Source organism: Clostridium sp. 1001283B150225_161107_B6 (assembly GCF_015556325.1).
Classification (GTDB): domain Bacteria; phylum Bacillota; class Clostridia; order Lachnospirales; family Lachnospiraceae; genus Enterocloster.
The window spans coordinates 90,854-110,111 of the sequence record NZ_JADNMD010000012.1 but is presented as its reverse complement, the minus strand read 5'-3'; the positions used below and the strand labels follow the sequence as shown (position 1 = coordinate 110,111).

General features: G+C 51.0%; 15 protein-coding genes and 2 tRNA genes. 1 reads left to right on the top strand and 16 read right to left on the bottom strand.

What is annotated here, in order from left to right; translation table 11 throughout:
* Nucleotides 1-164: 164 nt before the first annotated feature.
* From I2H39_RS22630 to I2H39_RS22615, 4 genes are all read right to left on the bottom strand, one after another.
* Entirely contained in the window at nucleotides 165-1,130 is a 966-nt protein-coding gene (locus I2H39_RS22630; protein WP_138310933.1) for an alpha/beta hydrolase, read from the bottom strand.
* 60 nt (nucleotides 1,131-1,190) lie between these two features.
* Nucleotides 1,191-4,967 carry a diguanylate cyclase gene (locus I2H39_RS22625; RefSeq protein WP_195627586.1) on the bottom strand — a complete coding sequence of 1,259 codons (3,777 nt, stop codon included), beginning with the start codon at nucleotides 4,965-4,967 and terminating at the stop codon, nucleotides 1,191-1,193.
* A gap of 41 nt (nucleotides 4,968-5,008) precedes the next feature.
* Nucleotides 5,009-5,362, bottom strand: a complete 354-nt coding sequence (locus I2H39_RS22620) for an Hpt domain-containing protein (protein WP_138310931.1) — start codon at nucleotides 5,360-5,362, stop codon at nucleotides 5,009-5,011.
* A 182-nt stretch (nucleotides 5,363-5,544) separates the two neighbouring features.
* Nucleotides 5,545-5,628 (bottom strand) — tRNA-Leu (locus I2H39_RS22615).
* A 178-nt stretch (nucleotides 5,629-5,806) separates the two neighbouring features.
* Between I2H39_RS22615 and I2H39_RS22610 the strand changes: the two genes are divergently transcribed.
* Nucleotides 5,807-5,890, top strand: a tRNA-Leu gene (locus I2H39_RS22610).
* A gap of 122 nt (nucleotides 5,891-6,012) precedes the next feature.
* Here the strand turns inward: I2H39_RS22610 and I2H39_RS22605 are convergent.
* The 12 genes from I2H39_RS22605 to I2H39_RS22550 form a co-directional block, all read right to left on the bottom strand.
* Nucleotides 6,013-7,176 (bottom strand): enolase C-terminal domain-like protein, encoded by a 1,164-nt coding sequence (locus I2H39_RS22605; RefSeq protein ID WP_171042710.1) that lies wholly within the window; start codon nucleotides 7,174-7,176, stop codon nucleotides 6,013-6,015.
* The gene (locus I2H39_RS22600; RefSeq protein ID WP_138310929.1) at nucleotides 7,173-7,916 is read right to left on the bottom strand and encodes a flavodoxin family protein; all 744 of its coding nucleotides are present in this window, start codon (nucleotides 7,914-7,916) and stop codon (nucleotides 7,173-7,175) included. The genes I2H39_RS22605 and I2H39_RS22600 overlap by 4 nt, the downstream gene beginning before the upstream one ends.
* Nucleotides 7,913-9,202 (bottom strand): cytosine permease, encoded by a 1,290-nt coding sequence (locus I2H39_RS22595; protein ID WP_195627585.1) that lies wholly within the window; start codon nucleotides 9,200-9,202, stop codon nucleotides 7,913-7,915. Before I2H39_RS22595 ends, I2H39_RS22600 begins: the two co-directional genes overlap by 4 nt.
* 2 nt (nucleotides 9,203-9,204) lie before the next feature.
* Nucleotides 9,205-10,293 carry an NAD/NADP octopine/nopaline dehydrogenase family protein gene (locus tag I2H39_RS22590; RefSeq protein ID WP_138310927.1) on the bottom strand — a complete coding sequence of 363 codons (1,089 nt, stop codon included), beginning with the start codon at nucleotides 10,291-10,293 and terminating at the stop codon, nucleotides 9,205-9,207.
* Nucleotides 10,294-10,303: 10 nt separating this feature from the next.
* Nucleotides 10,304-11,401 carry a Xaa-Pro peptidase family protein gene (locus I2H39_RS22585; protein WP_171042709.1) on the bottom strand — a complete coding sequence of 366 codons (1,098 nt, stop codon included), beginning with the start codon at nucleotides 11,399-11,401 and terminating at the stop codon, nucleotides 10,304-10,306.
* 194 nt (nucleotides 11,402-11,595) lie between these two features.
* On the bottom strand, nucleotides 11,596-12,294 hold the full coding sequence (locus I2H39_RS22580) for a GntR family transcriptional regulator (protein WP_138310925.1): 699 nt from the start codon (nucleotides 12,292-12,294) through the stop codon (nucleotides 11,596-11,598).
* A gap of 84 nt (nucleotides 12,295-12,378) precedes the next feature.
* Nucleotides 12,379-12,726: a RidA family protein gene (locus I2H39_RS22575; protein WP_138310924.1), complete on the bottom strand. Its 348-nt coding sequence runs from the start codon at nucleotides 12,724-12,726 to the stop codon at nucleotides 12,379-12,381.
* A gap of 47 nt (nucleotides 12,727-12,773) precedes the next feature.
* The gene (locus tag I2H39_RS22570) at nucleotides 12,774-13,775 is read right to left on the bottom strand and encodes a proline racemase family protein (RefSeq protein ID WP_195627584.1); all 1,002 of its coding nucleotides are present in this window, start codon (nucleotides 13,773-13,775) and stop codon (nucleotides 12,774-12,776) included.
* Nucleotides 13,776-14,104: 329 nt separating this feature from the next.
* Nucleotides 14,105-15,205 (bottom strand): hypothetical protein, encoded by a 1,101-nt coding sequence (locus tag I2H39_RS22565; protein ID WP_195627583.1) that lies wholly within the window; start codon nucleotides 15,203-15,205, stop codon nucleotides 14,105-14,107.
* Nucleotides 15,202-16,389 (bottom strand): ABC transporter permease, encoded by a 1,188-nt coding sequence (locus tag I2H39_RS22560; RefSeq protein ID WP_138310921.1) that lies wholly within the window; start codon nucleotides 16,387-16,389, stop codon nucleotides 15,202-15,204. Before I2H39_RS22560 ends, I2H39_RS22565 begins: the two co-directional genes overlap by 4 nt.
* Nucleotides 16,390-16,413: 24 nt before the next feature.
* Nucleotides 16,414-18,354 (bottom strand): zinc-ribbon domain-containing protein, encoded by a 1,941-nt coding sequence (locus tag I2H39_RS22555; RefSeq protein WP_195627582.1) that lies wholly within the window; start codon nucleotides 18,352-18,354, stop codon nucleotides 16,414-16,416.
* A 77-nt stretch (nucleotides 18,355-18,431) separates the two neighbouring features.
* Entirely contained in the window at nucleotides 18,432-19,106 is a 675-nt protein-coding gene (locus tag I2H39_RS22550; RefSeq protein ID WP_195627581.1) for an ABC transporter ATP-binding protein, read from the bottom strand.
* Nucleotides 19,107-19,258: the final 152 nt, after the last annotated feature.

Below are 19,258 nucleotides of genomic sequence, written 5' to 3'. Positions count from 1 at the left end.
TTCCGGTCCGTCTTTTTACCTCTTTGTGCCTATTTTTCCCCTTTTTTCATCCCTTCCCTTCTTGCGGCCCCTCTTCCAGCCCATGCCTTACCCTCCATTTTTCCTTGGGAAACAAAAAAGCAGAGACCTCCGTACTGTCTCCGCCTTTGTTCCGGTTTGCTGGTTTATTGCTTTTCCCGGTTCTTCCGGTTAATCCATTCCGTGGACACATCCATAGCTGCACGGCAGGCCCTTGTCTGGTCCAGGGAATTAAGCATGACAAAATCGTGGATAATAGCCTGGAACCGCAGGGCGGTCACATCCACCCCGGCGTCGCGCAGCTTCCTGGCATAGGCCTCCCCCTCATCCCTGAGCACATCTGCCTCGCCGTTCAGTATCATGGCGTCCGGCAGGCCCCGCAGCTGTTCCCTGGAAGCCCGGAGAGGAGAGGCCGTAATCTGTCCCCTGTCTCTCTGGCATGGGGCATACTGGTTCCAGAACCACTCCATGCCTGCCCGGTACAGGTAATAGCCCGCTGCGAATTCATTGTAGGAGCAGGTATCAAAGCAGGCATTGGCAACCGGATAATACAGAAGCTGTTTCTGGATGAAGGGCCCCTTCCTGTACTTGGACATAAGGGTCATGATTGTGGCCATGTTGCCTCCCACGCTGTCCCCTGCCACGGTGAAGGTTCCCGGATTCATGGTATATCCCATGGACTTCACAAGGTCCGGAACCGTACACATGACGCTGTAGCACTGCTCAATGGCGGTGGGATAACGCGCCTCCGGGGAACGTGAATACTCCGGGAAAATCAACAGGCAGCCGGTTCTGGCAGCCAGCTCCCTTACCAGCTTTTCATGGGTGTGGAAGCTTCCGAACACCCAGCCGGCTCCGTGGATAAAAAAGATGACATTGGCAGGCTGGCAGGAAACACCCGGGTCCACCAGCCACACGGGAATGGTCCCCCATCTTCCTGTATTGACCCGCACCTTGCTGGTGCGGGCCGGATATTTGTACACAGGGGTATCCTGGGCTTTTTCCAGAACCAGCCTTCCCTCGGCCGGCGGCAGCTCAAATATAAGGGGCGGTTTGGAATTGGCCTGACAGACCTCCTCTGCCGCCGGCTCTAACGGTACACAACGTTTCATATGGAACTCCTTCTTCACAACAGTCTCTACTGTCAGAATATTCCAGTTTCCACGTTCTGCTCACCCATTTGATTGATTCCCTCCATTTTCTTCCGCTGTCTTATAGCAGGTGATATCATGACAGCACAAAAGGCATGCCTCCTTGCCACCCCAGTGAATCCTGGAAGCGTCAGCGGATGACCAGACCTTAAGGACAGGATTATATACCTCCATGGTGTAATTGACCTTATCTTCCACCTCTTTCATGGGACACTGTTCACAGGGCTTATCCCTGTTGAAAAATGCCTCGTGGCAGCTCATGCCCAGCCTTGAATCCGGCGCTATCTTATAGGTCTTGTTGTTGATAAACAGCAGTTCATGGCTCTCCATGTCCACCACATAAATCCATGAATTCTGATGGTCCAGTATGGTCCTCAGGTCCTCCGCCAAATCCACGGCACTGTCCTGGGCCCTCTGCTTTAAAAGAAACAGCGACAGCAGCTCGGACACAAAGGAAAGAATCTCAATCTGGCTTATGGTCCACAGACAGTGGGAGGTGCAGTCATCAAATCCAACCCAACCCTTAAACACGCCGTTATCCTTGATGGCGCACTGGAGCATGGACTTAACCCCCCTTATCTTCAGCCGTTTCCGGATATCTTCGGGAAGCTGCCCTATATCATCGCAGTACAGAATGCCCCGCTCATTAAAACAGCTCTTATAATCCGTCTTAAGCTCTGCGTAGGAACACCCCTGCATCATGTCCTTCTGGGGCCGGATTCCTTCCTTGCACCACTCAAAGGTATTGCTGTAGCAGGTCCCATCCTCTGAATTCTCAAATACGTAGGCGCGGCTCACCTGAAGCCGTTCCCCCAGAAGCTCCAGCACGCTTTCCACAGCCTTATCCATCTGTTCTGATTTGGCCAGAATGTTAAACGCCCTGGGCAGCAGGTCATTTAATACCAGACCGCCGTTCTGCTCCGATTCAATGGCAGTATTCACCGTTGCCCCCCGCCCTGCGCCCTGGCTGAAGGCCTTGTTCTCCATGGACTGGTCGTAAATCTGGTACTGCTTTTTACCGCAGGCCTTAGCCTGGTACAGCGCCACGTCGGCCCGCCGGAACAGGGTCTGGAAATCCTCCCCATCCCTTGGGCATACGGCTATACCGATGCTGCATGTAATATAACAATCCTTCGGCAGCTCCTCCAGCACCCGTTCAAAGCACTCAATGAGCCGTCCGGCCACAGCCTTCACCCGTTCATCATTGACCACCCCCTGCAAAAGGGCCATGAACTCGTCCCCTCCAATCCTGGAGACAATGTCGCTGCTCCGGAACAGTCCTGAAAGCTGTCCTGCAATCTTTGTCAGCACTGCATCCCCAAACATATGACCGTACTGGTCATTGACCATCTTAAAGTTATCTATGTCAATGACAAACAGGGCAGCCCCTTCCCCGTCCTCCCGGTTCGCCAGCAGATGCTCAATTCTCTGTCTGGCAGACGCCTTGTTGTACAGTCTGGTCAGGGTATCGCGCTCCGCCCGCGCCTTCAGTTCCTGGGCCGCCAGTTTCTCATCATTTATGTCAATGACAATTCCCACTGCCTTGCAGGGAACTCCCTGGTCGTCAAACTGGGTGGTGGCTCTCAGCTTGCACCACTGATAGCGGCCCTTGGAATCAGACACCCGGAATTCCAGCTCCCCATATCGCCTGCCGTCCCGTATCTCTTTTATGAGATGCCCAAAAGGAGCCATGTCCTCCGGATACAGATGGGATATCTTAGGTATGCGGACCGACGCCTGCTCCGAGATGGGGTCGTATCCGAACTTGCTCTTCCAGTTGGTGGAGTACACCACGGTGTCCGTGCTTATGTCCCATTCAAAGAAAATGTCATTGGTCTGCTCCATAACAATCTTATACCGTTCCAGTCCCAGGCGCAGTTCCTCCTGGGCATGCTTGGTCTGGTCAATATCAATGATTACACTGTAAAAATACTCCTTGCCCCCGGCATCGTACATCAGGCGCCCCTTGTCCAGCACCCAGTTGATGCGTCCGCTGCGGTCCTGAACCCGGTATTCCACTTCATAATCCCCGCCCCGGTTTATCTGCTCCGTCAGTTCCCTGCGCATCCTCTCCCGGTCATCCGGATGTATCATTTCCATGTAGCGGTCATTGAACCGCTTCCTTATTTCCTTCCTGGTGTACCCGAGAAAGCCGTCATCCACATCCATCATGGTGAACCACCGGTCATTGCGGCAGCGTATGATTCCCTTCAATATTTGGTGGAGGACCCGCCGGTCCTCTCGGAGCCTCTTCTCGTCGGGATTGGCCTCCGGCTGCAGGTTTTCCAAAAGCCGCCACAGCAGAAGTGCCTTGCGGCGGCGCGGATGCTCAATGTCCACCCGCAGAAGTGTCAGTTCATAACACGCTTCCTCAGACCCTCTCTCATCCTTCAGCCGGTATTTCCAGCTCTGTTTCAGCATTCCCTCCTCAAAGAACCGCGGTATCTCTAATTTCCATATACGCCGCACATAGTCCTTTTCCTCAGTCGCCACCAAATCATTTATATAGCAGTCCACCACAGCCTCCAGGCATTCTCCCTGAAACAGCTTCTTAATCCGTTCATCCGGCGCATATACCACATGATAGCTTCCCGTGGAAAAATCCACCTCCGCCACCGTGGTGTCCACATACCGCAGCATGGCAAAATACTTCATCTGCTCCAGCTGCAGGGCGCTCAGGCTGCCGTCCCCCATCCCGGGGATTCCGCTGTGGCGGGAAAGCTCCGCTGGCGCAGGGACATTGCCGTCCCGGTACCGCTTACACAGTTCAGCCAGCTCCGGCTCCACATTCTTAAAGCAGTCCAGCAGTCTGGAGGAAAAGCATCCGCACTCGCCGTTCAGAATCATGTTGAAGGCCTGTTCATGGGGAATGGCTTTCTTATACACCCGGTCCGATGTAAGGGCGTCGTACGCATCCACAATCGATACGGCCTGGGCGCAGATGGGAATGGCATCCCCGCACAGCCCGTCCGGATACCCCCTGCCGTCCCAGCGCTCATGATGGTAGCGGCAGATGTTATAGGCATACTCCAGGTATTCCTTATCGCTCATACGTCCCAGGCCCTCCAGAATCTGGCATCCCTTGACCGTATGGGTCTTCATGATTTCAAACTCTTCCTTTGTAAGACGTCCCGGCTTGTTAAGAATCTTATCCTCAATGGCAATCTTGCCGATATCGTGAAGGGCCGAGGCAGAAGCAATGACCTCTATCTTTTTCTTATCCAGCCCGTACTCAGGACAGTTCCTGCACACCTCCTCCAAAAGCACCCGCGTAAGCAGGCGGATGCGCTTGATGTGCTGTCCCGACTCCAGGCTTCTGTACTCAATGACAGACGACAGGGCATCCACCAGCACATCATTGGATTCCCTCAGTTTCCGGGCCTGCTGGCCCACCATGTCTTCCAGATTATGTTTGTGAAGATAGAGTTCAATAATATTATGTACCCGCCGTTTGACCACATGGGGCTCAAAGGGCTTGACAATGATGTCGGAAGCCCCCAAATCAAAGGCCCTCAGCTCTCCTTCCAGGGAATTATCCGCCGTGATTACCACCACAGGCACCTCGTCCAGAAGCCCATTGGCCCCCATCTCCTGCAGCACCCTGTATCCGTCCATCACAGGCATCACCACATCCAGCAGCATGATTGCAATATTCTCATGATACTGCCGCAGCAGAAGCAGCGCCTGCTCCCCGTTCTCAGCCTCCAGCAGATGGTATTCCTCCTGAAACAATCCGTCCAGAATCACGCGGTTTATCTCCATATCATCCACAATCAGTATGGTATCCCGCTGACGCATATCGTCACTTCCTCTCCGCAGCCTTCAGACCCGTGCTGCCGCTAGTCATTTGCAAGAATTCCGCATATCTCCTCATAAGCCTCTTTCAACTGCGGATATGCGCCGGCAGCATCCTCAAAGCGGTCCGCCCTGATGCAGTCCACCATGGAAGATGATATGTTAAAGAGCTTATCCATGCCCAGATTGGCTGTCACCCCCTTCAAGGTGTGGGTTGCCATCAGGGCATCCTCCCTGCTCTCTTCCTCAAACGCCTTTGTAATCTTTGAAAATGTACCGTCCTCCAGAAACTTCTTAAGGAACCGTTCGTACAGTGCGGAGTTCCCGCTGAAGCGCCTTAAAGCGCCCTCTGTATCCACTCCCGCCCTCTGCAGTTCAAGTATCGTATTTAAATCCATGGAAATCCTCCTCATTCCGGTTCTGGTCACAGAAACCGCTGTCAGATGAAATTTGCGAAAAAAGTATAACATATTGTTTAAATTATAGCAGGTTGGGGGGAATTGTGCAACGATATGAGGAAATGAGTATTACAAACCGGAACAAAAAACAGGAGTCTCACTTAAGAGATTCCTGTTCCAGCTGCAGAAGATGGGAGTCGAACCCACAAGGTATTACTACCACACGGACCTGAACCGTGCGCGTCTGCCAATTCCGCCACTTCTGCATTTTATTTTGTGTTGCTGCTTGTCTCAAGCAACGAAGGTTATTATAAATGAGGAATGCCAATTTGTCAACATTATTTTTCAAATTTTTTACCAAATTTGATAATTAGAAAAAATTAAAAAAAATTGTCAAAAATAGTTGCCAAGTTGGAAAATCTATGATATACTACCATTCGTGTTGCGGGAGTGCTGGAATTGGCAGACAGGCAAGACTAAGGATCTTGTGGGTGTATGCTCGTGTGGGTTCAAGTCCCATCTCCCGCATTCATTTAGAAGTCCGTGGGACCTTGATTGAAAAGGCTCTGCGGTTTTTTTGTTTTTATAATTGACAATGATAGCGTATCGGCCGGACCGGTACGCTATCGCTGTTTTGTCATATCTAAGGACTACTTCACAGTATATTTCATTAGTTTTTCCATGTCGATTTCAATTCCCAGACCCGGACCGTCCGGAACAATCAGGCAGCCGTCCTCATACAGGAAAGGCTTTGTAATGATATCATCCATGTACCAGCGCGCAGCCACCTTTGTCTGTTCCGGGCAGCCTTCCACATGGGTTATAGGGAACACGGACGCAAGATTGATATTTTTTCCGCAGCAGGCCATATGTAAATTAGCCGCATTGCCGACCCCAAACTCTCCTGACCCATTCACATTACAGCGTATGCCTGCACATTCGGAAATCTTTGCAATGGTGCGGGCAGGATACAAACCGCCTGCTTTTGTCGTATAGATGGAAATGTAATCCGCTGCTCGGTTAGCCACAATGTCCAGCGCATCAGGAACCGTCCAGCAGCTCTCATCAGCGCATACAGGCACCTCCAGCATGCGCGTGACCTCCTGCAGCTGATACAGGCCTTCCACAGGCTGTTCCAGATATTGCAGATTATACTGGTCCATCCGTTTGCCCCACTTTACAGCCTCCTTGGCAGAAGGATATCCCTGGTTGGCATCCACCAGGATATTGATGTCAGGGCCGAGAGCTTCCCGGAGTTTTTGCATCAGTTCCACATCGCGGACAAGATTCAGTCCACCCTTCATCTTAATGTTCTTTATCCCTTCCTTACAGGCTGCCACAGCTTCCTCCACTGCCGCGTCAATATCCATCACGACCCCCAGGCTGTGGGCAATGGGAATCGCTTTTCTGTGCTGTCCGCCCAATAGCTGGTAGACAGGTTTTTCCACCGCCTTTCCCATCATATCATACAATGCAATATCAATAGCAGCCTTTGCATAGTTATAGCCGCGGATTGCTAAATCCATTTTATGGTGAATTAAGTCAATGTCAAACGGGTCCATGCCTTCAATGGCCGGGAACAGATTTTCTTCCATTACCACGCGGGTTGTTCCTGCCGACTCACCGAAATAGCGGCCAAAGTCTCCCCCCCACTCCGGCATGGCAGTGGCCTCGCCATAGCCAATAATACCATTGTCCGCTGTAAGCTGAAGAATAACCCAGCCCTGCCCCACGTCTGCCGTGCTGCTTGCCCATGTGTGCTTGCGTCTGGTTGGTATGCTCACTTCAAATATTTTATATCCCGTAATCTTCATTCTGATACTCCTTTCTGATGATTGGTCTGCCATGAATCAGAGATTTCCAGTTCTGTCTTACTTCTGGCTTCCATACACTTAGCCGGAAAATACCGTTGTTCCAGCTCATCCCCCAGGCATCCCAGACCGGCCTGGATGATACGGGCCAGTTCCGCTGTCCTTCTGCCCATGTTGACCGAGAGCTCCATAGCCGCGGTATCCCCGCGTATACTGTCCTTTTCCCAGGTGGGCGCGTAGCCTGCCACCCCAAAATAACTTCCGGGGGCATCCGCTGCAAGAGGAATACACTTCATCAGCAATGCGGATTCAATCAGCCACTGAATGGTATATTCCTGACCGCCCCACCTGCTTGACCCCTGTACAATGGAGCCCCACGCCTTATTCCAGCGCGGGTATTTTCCCTGGAAGTAGCTGTACTGCATATTGCACAGACGGTCCATTGCACATTTAACCTGCCCCGGAACCCCTACATGGTAAACAGGAACCACCCAGACAATTCCATCTGCCCATATAAAATCTTCCCACAGTTCCTGCAGTCCGTCTTTAATGGAGCAGTCGCCGTTTTTCATACAATAGGCTGAACATTCTGCCCTGCATCCTGCAAAAGCCTTTCCGGCGAATGTAAACTGACGTATTTCCGTATCCTTAACCAGGGCTGCCCCAGCAGATGCCTGGCCGGCCAGAATCTGACAATTGCCTTCTTTCCTGGAACTTCCGTTAATAATAAGAATATGTGTCATTGAGATGACTCCTTTCCCAACAGCTTGCCCAGCACGGTATAGAACGTGAATGCTACCAGGAAACTAATTACAGGCGGCACCAGGACATTATTTGCATTGCAGTAATATCCGGCTGCCCCGGCTGCAATCCAGGAGATGAATCCCCAGGAACTGAAGGACCTTGCCTCTGAAGAATTCTTAATAATATATACCTCCGACAGATACAGACCGGGTATGGGTGCCAATAAAACAGACAGCGTGGACACAAAGGTCAGCACGTGGTTCAGGGCTCCGGTCAGACTAAAGGCTGCGGCCAGGATTGCCAGGGCATACGCAATGCTTTTGTGTTTGAACCTGCCTTTGAGGGAAGTCTGGCCAAGGATATTCTGTATACTTAAGGTAGCACTGTAAATATTATTGTCCTGAGTCGTCCACAGGGCAAAAAAAGAACAAATGAGAGTAGGAAGCGCTATGCCAAGACCGGCTGCCGAACTGACAAAATCGCTCTTACCCGTAGCCTGGGCGCAGATAACCCCGGTCAGCTGCAGGGCCAGCAGGCAAATAAAGAAAGAAACAATGCCTCCAACCACAAAATGAGACTTTTTCTTGGCAAACCGGATTACATCCATGGATGAGATAGCGCCGAAAATCCATGACCCCACACCGGCTGTGGTGGCCTGCGTAAAGGAATAATTTCCCTCCGGCACATAGGCGAGGACGGATTCAAAATTATTGGTTGCCTTATATGCCGCCATGACAACCCAGATACAGAGCAGGATTGCAGCAGGTACCCCCAGCATACTTACCACCTCCAGTCCTTTGTATCCCCGGGAGGCAGACTGCAGCCATACAAACATCAGAATCACGGCAGTAATGCCAACGGGTATGGGCCATATGGGAAAGGCTGCAACAATCATTTTAGCAAACGTATCCCCATTGGTTCCCAGCCAGCAGACAACAGACAGCGACAAAATTACAGACAACACCAGAGAGCCCTTCTTCCCCAGGACCTTTCTGGACATTACAGTGGTGGTGATGCCGAACTTAAAAGCAATCAGCCCCATGGCGATACAGATGAATACCAGATAAATATCAGATACACAGAGCGCCTTCACAGCGTCTCCAAAGGTCATTTTGTATCCGACGGCTGCGCCGGTAACAAAATTTGACATTGCAATCAGATAACCTGCCAGAACAATAACCATACTCCATGCGCTCTTCTTCGCCCCGTCGGGAATTGCTTCATATGCATATTCACTAGCTGCCAGGACGTTTTCCTCCTGTGCGGTAATCTTTTTTTCTTCCATAGTTAGAACTCCATTCCCCTTTTTACATAGTTAATAGCTTCCTGTACAGACATTCCTTCTATTCCCATCTTCTCCAGATTAACACCTTCCCTGCGATAATTCCTACCCATCAGCGCTTCTGCCGCAGATATCAGCGCATCGGTCAGAGGCGTCCCAACCTCTGCCAGCCGTCCCAGTTCTGAAATAGGAACCAGACCGGAGCCAATATCCTCATGCATATAGCGATGGTCCAGACCCGGAGGAGCCAATATGAACTGGTTCGCTCTGCTCTCCTGGCATGCCCGGTAGGGGTCCCCGCTCTCTGCTGCTTCCCTGGTCGTGGAACCGGCATGGTATAAAACCGTGCAGAAATCATCCAGACCCAGGCCAAAGGCATTGGAAACTGACAGCCGTTCCTCATCCAGCTTCCGTATGACGTTTCCCACAGCAGGCGTAATGCCATCGTAGTAGAACCGGAAATTCCCCTTGGTGTGCTCAATCCAGCCGGCATTCAGCAGCATTCCCGGGGGATGGAACATGGCATTGACATTACAGAGAGATGACTCCAGCACATTTCTGGCAGCCACAACATGAGGATACGCCCTGCGGATTACCGACAGCACATCCTCTGTCTGGTCTGCCGGAAAGACACCTACCGTAACCGGTTTATCGCTGCTGCTGACACGAACGCTTGTTTCGCTGGTTTTTCTTGCAATATAGCTAAGGGTGTTGGATTCTGCAATCCTTCCTCTCCTCAATATTCCGGCTGCCCGAAGTGCGCCTCCGCTGTGGCCCGGATTCATGTACAGGACCGTATCCTCATTCAGATACGGCTGCAACGCCTCAAGATATGTTTCGTGACCGGTTCCCGGAACATTCATGACCACCAGGTCTGCTCCGTCTACCGCCTCCCCTATGTGGTTGGTGACACATCCGATACGGCATTGTCCATTTCCCCAGACGCCCTCATACATAAGCTGGTTGTCCTGCTTGCGGAATGCTGCGGCTCTGTCCGCTGAAAAAGTAAACAGGCTCACATCAAACCCCCTTATGGTTAAATCTGCTGCTGCTGCATATCCGCCGTGTCCACCGCCCAGTACCGCTACTTTCATACCTTCCTCCTTAATCCGCCTTGATGACAGGGAGCTGCTGATATGGATGTCTGGTGCCGGTAATCATCTGGTGTCCATCTGCTGTCACCAGCACCTCGTTCTCCAGCTGGTACCCGCACTGGCCGTCAATTACATGGATAGGCTCTACACAAAGCACCATATTCTTCTGCAGTATAGTATCCTTATATGTATTGATATAAGGCTCCTCATGCAGGGTCAGCCCCAGTCCATGGCCAATGAATGCAACAGGCTCAAATCCCCATCCGCTAAACTGCTTTGCAAAATTGTCATATATTGTCTTAGTGCTCACGCCAGGCTTAATCTGGGCAATGGCATCATCATGGGCCTTGACCATCTTTTCCCAGATATTTACATGACGTGCCTCCGGCTGCCCAACCACCGCTGTACGGCAGCAGTCGCAGTAATAATTCTGCTTGGTTCCCATCACGTCCACCCGCACTATATCGCCCTTTTCCAATACCTTATCCGTAGGCTCACCGTTTAAGAGGCAGCTTCTGACACCGGAGCCAACCATGGGCATGGACATCTTGTCGCCCTTGGCGATATCGTTAAACCCATTGGCAATAAAACGATAGATGTCTTTTTCCGTCATGCCGGCAGACACATTGGCAAATGCATTGTAAATCACATCCTCAATGTGGGAACCGAACTCCACAATACGGTCAATCTCAAACTGAAGCTTAAGGAATCGCATCTCCTCAAAGGCAGGGTCGGCATTCACAATCATCGCATGAGGCAGCTCCCGGCGAACCAAATCGCTGTCTATGGCGGACAGATAGGACAATTCCATGCCAATCCTTTTATTCTCCATACCAAATTCCTTCAGCTTCTCAATGGCTATGAGTACGGGATTTTCAGTAAATTCATTATAGCTGATGATTTTATCTCCAGGCATCCAGCTCTGCATGCGCATAATGGGTTCCTCAATATTCACCACAATGACAACCGGATTATGCTGGGCCGTGATAATGTGGATGACCTTACGGCTTCTGACCGTTACCTGCGTCGGGATATAAGCTCCGGTAACATAGGTGATATTCTCCGGCGTCATGGTGACCATTGCATCCAGTTCATACTTTTTTAACATTTCGCGTTGTAAATTGGTTATTTCCTGCATATACGTTCTCCTTTACGACTTTGTTTTGGTTGTGCTGAATTTAGCCGGCACACTATTTCCGGCAAAATTGGCAGGATGACATAGTTTCTTTTTTAGTTTTTTCAAAAATTGGTAGGATGACTTTAGGCACAATACCAAGTTCTCCGCCTTCTAAACAGCCGTGCCTATATATTGGTAGGCTGTGCGTTTTCGATACTGGCCCTTGTACTGGCCATATGGGCTACATATGCCTGTTTAATCTGATTGATATCATTGGAGCCAAAAGCATTGGCAATCTGGTTGTGCTCCCACAGCGACTGTTCTATACGCTGGTTTTGGCTGAACAGTACCTTGCGCTCGTCATAAATATTGCCCGTCAGCGCTACGCAGATATTTAGCAGAATGTCATTGCCGGATGCCCTGCGGATGATATTGTGAAACTCTAAATCGTGCTGCAGAAGCTCTCCATTGCTCAGACCTGTCTTTCTCACAGCAGTGATACAGGCCTTCAGCTGGTCGCGTATCCCTGAATAATTGTCCTCGGGAATCAAATCAATAGCCTTTAAATCCAGAGCCTCACGGACCGTAATCATATTGAATATCTCATTTTTATGTATCAGAAGCCACACAGCCGAGTCTCCATTGGGGGACACATCCGTCTTGCGCAGAAAAATACCGCTTCCATGCTTAATCTCCACGACCCCCATTGCTTCCAAAACCTTCAGTGCCTCCCGCAATGAATTGCGCCCGATTCCCAGGAGCGAAACCATCTCCCTTTCTGACGGCAGCCGTTCATCCAGGCAGAATCCCTTGTCCGTGATAAAGGCCATCAATTTCTGAACATTCTTATTTTCTTTGAATATCACACTGTTCTGACTCTGCATCGTTCTCTCCTAATCAACTTACTTCTATCTCTTGATTATAATGATTCATGAGAAAAATGCAACCAGAATTTGTTACCCCGTGTTTTACTTAACGGATGCGGTAACTACCACCTCTACCAGAATCGGCGGACGTCCCAGGGCCGTCACCATGCAAGCCCGCGACGGTGCAGTATCCGGATTAATCCAGGCATCCCAGGCAGCATTGAATGCCTGCACATCTGTCTGATTGCGGACATAGACATCTGCATGAAGAATATGGTCTTTATCTGAACCATACTCTTCCAGAATTCTGCTGATTTTTTTTAAGGTCCCTTCCGATTGCAATGCAATGTCATCACCGGCTTCCGTGGCTGTCTGACCTGACAAATAGAGAACGCCATTACAAATGACTGCATTATGGTATCTTCCGTTTCCTCCGTATCTCTCTATCATATGTTTCACCTCCCTTCCTATATTTTGTTATGATGGCGTTAATGGATTCAGAAAGGAAATCCAAATGCAAGAGAATCCTCTGAATCAACTACGAATTTATGGAATCCGGTAATATGCGCCGCACCGGTTAATGTGGGCACAGCTCCGGGATATCCGCCTACACTTACTGACTGCTTGATTTTTGCGGTAAATTTTCCTCCGGTCAGACTCTCCTGGGAAAATTCTTCGCCCAGTCCCAGTTTTCCCTGGACAAATAATGTCACTGCCCGGGCAGATGTCCCTGTACCACAGGGAGAACGGTCTACCCCCGGAAGAAAAACATTCACGCTGCGGGCATCCACATCCTCCCGCTCCACAGGCGGAGAATACCAATGAACCTGGGAAACACCGCAAATCTCCGGCTTTTCAGGGTGTCGGAACCCGATATCCTCATTGACTCTGTCCTGTATGATTTTTGACCAGCGCAGAATCTCCGGAAGATTCCCAGCCACCAGCTTTATCCCAAATGCCTGCGCCGGTACCAGGGCAAAACTTCCGCCTCCATAGGCCACATCAATGGAAACAGCTCCGGCTCCCTCAAAGAAAAGTGTTTTACTTTCATAAAGGAAACAAGGAATGTTTTCAAATGTTACACTTTTGACGCGTCCTCCTTCCACCTGGGCCACAGCCGTAACTAAACCTGCCGGTGTTTCCAGTTTTACAGTCGTACATGGTTCTATTACCGGAACCATTCCTGTTTCCACCAGCATGGTTGTCACACCGATGGTACTGTGACCGCACATGGGAAAATATCCGCCGGAATCAATGAAAATAACGCCCACATCCGCTTCTTCCATACAGGGCTCCGTGATTACCGCGCCTGACATTACATTCCCGCCCCGGGGTTCCAGCATAGTCATGGTGCGTATCCAATCGCAGTGTTCTTTAAAGTACTCCTGTTTACGTGTCATTGTATCACCCTTTAACCTTGGTACGCCTGCAATGATGCTTCTGGTGGGCTCACCAAATGTATGGGAATCAATGGTCTCAATAAACTTTGAAAACTTCAATTTTTCCTCCCTCCTCTCTGATTGGTAGGACCACTTTATCTAAAAAAAAGATTTATTTTATTAGTCTTTGAAACTGGTCCTACCTCTTATTGAAGAGTATAGCCGCTTTTTAACAAAAAAGCAATCAGATATTGCAGCTTTTCTTCTTTTTGTCAATTATAAACACATTTCCATCTGCTATTTGTGCAATTATCACAAAATCATTTTAGTTTATTAAAAGCATAACACCATTCTCCGCACTTTATATATAGGTAAAATATAAAATGGGTCATGAAAAAAGGACGAGAAAACAATATCAGCTTTCTCATCCCTCTTCTTATCCCATTCTTTTACCTGAACACCTGCAAATAATACCACGGCGGAAACAGCCTCCCCACCTGGTCCAGCCCGGGGAAAAACCTTCCTGCATCCACAAAAACCGGGCAGAACACAAGACTCCCAATAACCAGGAATGGAATGATGCAGCAGAGGACCTGGGGCCTGCGGCATACCAGGCGCAGGACCCAGGCTGACGCTATGACAGCGCAGCAGTAACCTGCCATGGCCAGTGTTTCCCCTGGCAGGGATGTCATCACGCCTCCTGCCTTCAGGGCCAGCAGACCCGATACAGAGACCATCACGGCAGGCGCCGCCATGGAGGCCAGACGGCAGGGAATCCTGTATCCGTATGAAAGGGGCAGAAACAAGCCGCGTTCCTCATCGCTGCACATAACCACAGCCCCGTACAGACCTGTGATGAACACGTACACAGCCACCAGACCCCTGACAGGAAATACATCTGTCCGGCTGTCCCCAAAGGCCGCCGCCTCCCCTTCCTGCCCCTGGAACTGGTACTGAAACCGGAATGTGGAGCCATTGTCCAGCCATTTTGTGTATAGCTCTCCGGCCTGTGCGGCAGCGGCTTCCCTGGCTTCGCTGCCTGCGGCTCCCACCGGGCCGAACAGCTCATTTTCAGCCACGTAAACCGCCAGCAGTTCCCCGTCATATATTTTCATGAGGGCTGCAAACACAGTTTCCGTGGAAAGGGCGGATGCCACTGTGGACGGCGCCGAATAAACGCCAATGGAGCGCTTATAGGATTTGGAATCCAGCTTCTCTCTCAGTCCGCCGTAGACCACGTAACCGCATTCAGCCCGCCTGGATGCCACCTCCGCCCTGACCTCCTCCTCGTCACTGCACAGATAGAAGCGGAACATGCCTGCCTCCTCCCCCCTCGGCCGGTTCAGAAGACTGTCCGCCAGGGCGTCTCCCAGCGCATTCTCACCGCTTTCCTCCACACTGATGGCGATGTTCACTTCCTGGCTGCCCTGTTTCTGGGCCTGGCCCGCTGCCAGAACCCCGGCAGGAAGGAGCAGCAGGATGAACAGAAAGGACCATTTTCTCATATATCGTTTGCACGACAGCAAAAACCACATAGCAACCCGTTTCATTCCCTGACCACCTCCACTCCCACGCTGAACAGGAAACCGGCCAGGGCCAGTACTGCCAGCTTTATGAATACCGCCAGACTAAAGGACGATGTGACCACAAGCTTCATCCCCTCCATCAGCACGTAGGAGGGAAGAAACGGGGCCGCAGCCCGGAACGTGGTGGGGAGGAATACCAGAGGAAGGAATCCGCCTGCCAAAAAGTGCATGGCAGTCACTGCCAGAAACAGCAGCATAACGCCACCCATAAGGCTTCCGGCTGCCTGATAAAGGAATACCACCATGGACGCCGCCCCCAGGCAGACCATCACAAGGGCTGCCAGTCCGGGCAGGCTTAGCTTTATGAGTCCCATGAAGGAGGCTCCCAGGGCCGTACACAGAGCCACTGCCAGAAACAGCATTCCCACTCCCAATATCCTGGCTGCCATCAGGGTCCCCTTTCCCACTCCCATAAGCGCCAGCTTCCGCTTCATGGACACAGAGCCTGAAGCCAGATAGGCGGACACCGGAATGGCGCAGAGCAGCAGAAACAGCACCGCTGTGCTGATACCGTAAAAATGAATCGTATCCACATCTCCTGTTGCACTGACCTTGACATTCTTAAAATAATCCATTCGGGGCAGGCTGTAGCCCATGTATATCCGGTTCAGGTCCGCCTCCAGGCTGCTTACGGAATCCGCCATGCCATAAAGGTACAGCAGTTCATCCCCTGCATAGATACCCGCCTGGCTTGCTCCCAGGGTCGAGGCGCCTGCATCTGTCAATTCCTTGAAGATGCGGCTTTCCAGGCCCGCCCCCCTGGGCAGCAGAATTTTCACCGGCGTATTGGTTCCGTTCATGATGTCCTGCACAAATCCCTCCGGCACTTCCATCACCGCATACAATTTCCCTGCTTTCAGCTTATCCAGGCATTCCTCTTTATTCATATATTCAAAATCGCAGATGCTCTTGACGCTTTCCAGCGAACTGACCATGGCCAGCGCCTTCTTCGCAACGGCATCGCCTTCCGGAAGCACTACCCCTACGGCAATCCTTCCTGCTGACTTTTCCCCATACAGCATCCTGGCTGACAAAAGGGCAATCGTACCCGCTAAAAGTAACAGCACGATTGCCCCTGCAAAGATGTGGGGAAGCTTTTTACATGCTCGTTTTAACTCAAGCCTGAGATAAACCAGACGTGCAGACATATCTTCCCATTCCTTTTTATCTTATTAATACATGGATACTCCCAGCTGGCTGCCTAATCCCATGACGCCAAACAGCATTTCCATTCCCACATTGGTCCAATCCTCTTCCGTGGCAGACAGCATATCCATGGCCTCGCCCTCTAAAGGAGTGATTTCTCCTGACAGAGGCTGGTAATAGTATTCGCCGCTGAGAACCACATTCACGGAATCATCCAGAACCGATGTCTCCAGGGAATCAATGTTCACATGCACAGATTTGCCCTTTTCCAGCTGGTCCACTGCGCCGGTTGCGGATATCTTCACAAGCTGCGAACCGTTTCCGCCTACCTCGCCGGACAGGTGGTAGCTTCCGTCCTTGGAATCATAGGTGCTTGTATATGTAAAATTATAAGCCTCATCATCCGGCACAGCCAGGTCCAGTGAAAGGTCACTGGTCAGTACGCTTCCGTCATAGGTTCCCTGCTTTACCATATCAATGCTCACTGTATCCGTGGCATCTTCCAGGGTAATGTTGGCCAGTGCATTCTGTGTCAGGTAAGAACCGCCCTGAAGCTGGCAGCTAAAGGTCACTGCCACAAAGCCCTCTTCGGAAACATCCGAATCATCCACATGGAGATTGGTAGAGCCCTCCACTGCTGCCAGACGTCCCTTTTTATCCACATAAACCGTCATATTCACATCGGTCAGCGCCTTATCCAGATATTCTATCATCTGGTCCGCCATTTCCTTGGCCTCCTCGTAGGACTGCTGCTGCATCTCCTCCGCGGACAGGTTTCCTGTGCCTGACATGGTTCCGCCCATAAGCTCACTCATCTTCACAGTAGTCTCAAGCTGGCGCATGAAATCTGCTTTCAGAGTCTCATCCTGCAGGAAGAAATCAGTGGAAAGGCGAAGGAATTCAATCATGGAATCCTTGCTGACAGTTACATTGTATCCCTGGCAGCTCACCTGTGCGCCGTCCATGGCATAGGTTCCCTTACCGGCCTTTTCAACGGTCAGGGCTGCCTTGAAATTCTCCTGGGCCTTACATCCCTCTTTATAACGGGTAATCAGCGCTTCCACATCAAAGGGCTGCTTGCCTTCTGACTGGGCTTTTTCAGCCTCATCTACCAGCTCCGTGAAATAAGCCGCCATGCCTTCTACATCCACGCCGTTCTGCTCCAGCAGCGGACCTACGGTAGGCGAATTCTTAATGCGGTCCGCCAGTCCTTCTCCCAGGTCCACGGTAAACACCTTGCCGGAAAGCTCCGGAACCGCAAGCATCAGGGTATCGTCCCCATAATATGCATTCAGATTGGCAAGGTCCATGCCGTTATAGATTACGCCCATGTTAAAGAAGCTTTTTCCATTGGTCTTGTCATCCTTTGTCTCAAAGCGAAGGCCGCTTCCCGCATAGGTATTGACTGTCTCATCCGAACAGCTGTCCATCTTGAGGGTCAGCCCGCCCTGGCTGTCGGCTGTCTTCACTGTCTCAGCAAAATCCTTCAGCCCGAACAGCTCCTCAGAAGGATATACCTGGCCTTCTGGAAACACATTTTCAAAGGCATCAATAACCACCTGCTTGGGGTCCTTTGTGTTCATCTTCATATAAACCAGGGCCGCGATGGCAATGACAGCCGCAATGGCCACCACAGCAGCCAGTACCTTGACGAACTTCTTATTCGGCTGAGGCTCTTCCGGCGCACAGACAGCTGCCGGCGCCTCTTCTTTTGCAGACCCGGACTCAGCTGCCGGCTCCTCTTTTTCTGCAGTCTCTGCCCCGGCTGATGATTCCTCTTCTTTTTCAGTTCCCGCTTCAGCTGCCGGCTCTTCTTTTAAAGTCTCTGCCTCAGCTGCCGCCTCTTCTTTTACCGGCTCAGAGCCGCCGTCTTCCGGCGCCTGATTGTCATGTTCCATCGGAGCTCCGCACTGGGTACAGAATTTTACATCTGCTTCCTGCTCTGCTCCACACTTGGTGCATTTCATATTTCTCTCTCCTCCCTTGTAAAAGGACCTTTCCGCTGCCCTGCATCATACCGCACCGGCTGCCCTTTATTATGTATCTATCGAAACTGGCCAATCAGCTCATTCGCTGACAGACCACAATCGATTTCACTTAAAACTCCGCCTTTTAATATGCACATCTTCGTACACAGCGCCAGCTCTGCCAGCTCATGGGATGTCAGTATGACAGCCCCGCCTGAAGCCATATATTCCCTGAGGTAGTGCCGGATGATTTCCTTGCACTCCAAATCCAGTGCCGCCCCAGGCTCATCCATGATAAGGACCGGTGCGTGGTTGGACAGGGCACAGGCTATGCTGAGCCGCTTCTTCATACCCCCGGAAAGCTTTCCCACTGTGCGTTCCAGCATTTGGTCCACGCCCAGCATGGAAGCTGCTCCGCCCTTTAAATCCGATTCCATCTGCTTCCTGCTTCCCCTGTACCACAAAAGCAGGTTATCCCTTACGGTCAGTTCCTCCATAAGCGGATTCTCCTGGGGCACATAAGCTGCCTCCTCCGCAAATACCCGGGGATGGCCTGACGCCTGCCTGCCGTTGTAGAGGATACTGCCCTTGTCCGCTTTCTGGGCGCCTGCCAGAATCGATAAAAGAGTGGTCTTGCCGCAGCCGTTATACCCCACTATACCCACACATTCTCCCGGAGCCACCGTCAGGTCCACTCCCGCTAAAATACTCTGTCTGTGATAGGATTTATAAATTCCTGATATTTCCAGCATTCCTGCAACCACTCCTGTAAAACAATCTATGATACAGGACTCAGTGTACCATATATTGGGTGGGAATGCAAAATAATAATTATTAACGATTCCTTAATATTGCGGGGTCAAAAAGTACGTTTTTACGTTGTTTTTTTGCATGTTTGTGACTT

Bases quoted from the DNA above. Each gene is read 5' to 3' on its own strand.
- I2H39_RS22630 (WP_138310933.1), bottom strand. From the start codon at position 1,130: ATGAAACGTTGTGTACCGTTAGAGCCGGCGGCAGAGGAGGTCTGTCAG.
- I2H39_RS22625 (WP_195627586.1), bottom strand. From the start codon at position 4,967: ATGCGTCAGCGGGATACCATACTGATTGTGGATGATATGGAGATAAAC.
- I2H39_RS22620 (WP_138310931.1), bottom strand. From the start codon at position 5,362: ATGGATTTAAATACGATACTTGAACTGCAGAGGGCGGGAGTGGATACA.
- I2H39_RS22605 (WP_171042710.1), bottom strand. From the start codon at position 7,176: ATGAAGATTACGGGATATAAAATATTTGAAGTGAGCATACCAACCAGA.
- I2H39_RS22600 (WP_138310929.1), bottom strand. From the start codon at position 7,916: ATGACACATATTCTTATTATTAACGGAAGTTCCAGGAAAGAAGGCAAT.
- I2H39_RS22595 (WP_195627585.1), bottom strand. From the start codon at position 9,202: ATGGAAGAAAAAAAGATTACCGCACAGGAGGAAAACGTCCTGGCAGCT.
- I2H39_RS22590 (WP_138310927.1), bottom strand. From the start codon at position 10,293: ATGAAAGTAGCGGTACTGGGCGGTGGACACGGCGGATATGCAGCAGCA.
- I2H39_RS22585 (WP_171042709.1), bottom strand. From the start codon at position 11,401: ATGTTAAAAAAGTATGAACTGGATGCAATGGTCACCATGACGCCGGAG.
- I2H39_RS22580 (WP_138310925.1), bottom strand. From the start codon at position 12,294: ATGCAGAGTCAGAACAGTGTGATATTCAAAGAAAATAAGAATGTTCAG.
- I2H39_RS22575 (WP_138310924.1), bottom strand. From the start codon at position 12,726: ATGATAGAGAGATACGGAGGAAACGGAAGATACCATAATGCAGTCATT.
- I2H39_RS22565 (WP_195627583.1), bottom strand. From the start codon at position 15,205: ATGAAACGGGTTGCTATGTGGTTTTTGCTGTCGTGCAAACGATATATG.
- I2H39_RS22560 (WP_138310921.1), bottom strand. From the start codon at position 16,389: ATGTCTGCACGTCTGGTTTATCTCAGGCTTGAGTTAAAACGAGCATGT.
- I2H39_RS22555 (WP_195627582.1), bottom strand. From the start codon at position 18,354: ATGAAATGCACCAAGTGTGGAGCAGAGCAGGAAGCAGATGTAAAATTC.
- I2H39_RS22550 (WP_195627581.1), bottom strand. From the start codon at position 19,106: ATGCTGGAAATATCAGGAATTTATAAATCCTATCACAGACAGAGTATT.